Raw genomic sequence first — 1,379 nt, 5'->3', positions numbered from 1 at the left:
ATGCTGATATTTACACTATCACCAACAGATTTGCCTGTGCCAGTTGCAGCATTAATGGTGATACTTGTTAAAGAGTTATTAGATAACTCAATGATTGTTCTTCCGTTCTCTGTTACAGCACTAGCAGGGACGTTGTAGGTTGTACTTGCATCACTTACAAACTGATAGCGTTGATTAGCGACAGTCGCATAATCTGCTAAAGCTGTAGATACTGCTAAAGTAGTCGGATACTTCGTATCATTCGGCAAAGATAAAGATGTAGCTTTATTAGTAGTGTTTTCGGGTACATAAATAAGATTATTCTGAATGACAGCCCAATTGGCGTTAGATTGAGCAGGACTATCCACTAAAGCGCGAATAGTATCACCGACACTGACAGGGATACCGTTAACATTACCATCAGCACTGATAGCCCACAAATCACCTTTTAAAATAGCCCCCGAATTACCACTGCCGCCTGTTGTGGGGTATAAAGAAGTAACTGTTGGGTTATAGTTACCACGATCATCTAATAAGCCGACAACTAAACTATCAGCATAATCCTTAGCATTACTTTCGGCTGTGGCAGCGACTTCATTAGCATGACCCTCAGCATCTGATAGAGCAGCAGCCGCCGCACCTGCAAAATCAAAAGCACTGGCATTGTAAGTAACAATATCACCATACGTGGTTTGCTCATTTTCTACAGCTTCTAGGCGTGTATTTAAAACACTACCTTGATTAGCTGATAGAGCAGCAGTGGTGCTGGTTGATAACAAGTTATCAATTACATTAATTGAACTACCACCACCTTCAACTTCAACAGTTAAAACGCCAGCATTTAAAGTCGCTGCAACACCTGCACCAGTAAAATTAATGGCTTGTGCTTCACCAAGCAAAATATTTTCGTCTTTATAAGCTGTTTTTGCGCCTGTTAAACCAAAAAGGCCTGGAATGCCCACACTTTCTACATAACTCATGATTTAAACCTCAAAAGCCTCAGTTTTGAGGCTTAATTATTGTTAGCGTGTGACGTTATCAACAATACACACGCGGCCTTCTAAATAACGAGTCACAACACCAGAAGGGCTAATAAGCTCTAAGTCGTAAACAGCAAGTTTACCCTCTGACTCATAAGGCAATTCACCAATTGGCCCTGGTTCTGTTACTTTGCCTTTGCTAGTCAAACCTGAAGTATCTAATGCGGTTGTAACAGCAGCTGTTACGTTGATAGTAATAACACCATAACCACAGGTAATTCGGTTATTTTCTGTTGTTAGCTCTAAAACAACAATCTCGCTTGATACTGCACTACGAACTTGCATGCGTGCTGTAAAATTACGAATATCAGCATCAGGCCCTGGTTTTAAAAACAGTTGACGCTGAAAATCTGCACCTTT

Annotated in this window: 2 protein-coding genes; both read right to left on the bottom strand. The window is 40.8% G+C overall.

The window, feature by feature from the left end:
* On the bottom strand, positions 1 to 959 hold a 959-nt coding region (locus Q0212_RS09905), incomplete at its 3' end, for a hypothetical protein (RefSeq protein ID WP_297924964.1).
* A gap of 42 nt (positions 960 to 1,001) precedes the next feature.
* On the bottom strand, positions 1,002 to 1,379 hold a 378-nt coding region (locus Q0212_RS09900), incomplete at its 5' end, for a hypothetical protein (RefSeq protein WP_297924962.1).

This window comes from uncultured Agitococcus sp. (assembly GCF_937920075.1).
GTDB lineage: Bacteria > Pseudomonadota > Gammaproteobacteria > Pseudomonadales > Moraxellaceae > Agitococcus.
The sequence above is the reverse complement of the archived record's forward strand: the minus strand, read 5'-3'. Positions and strand labels throughout refer to the sequence as shown.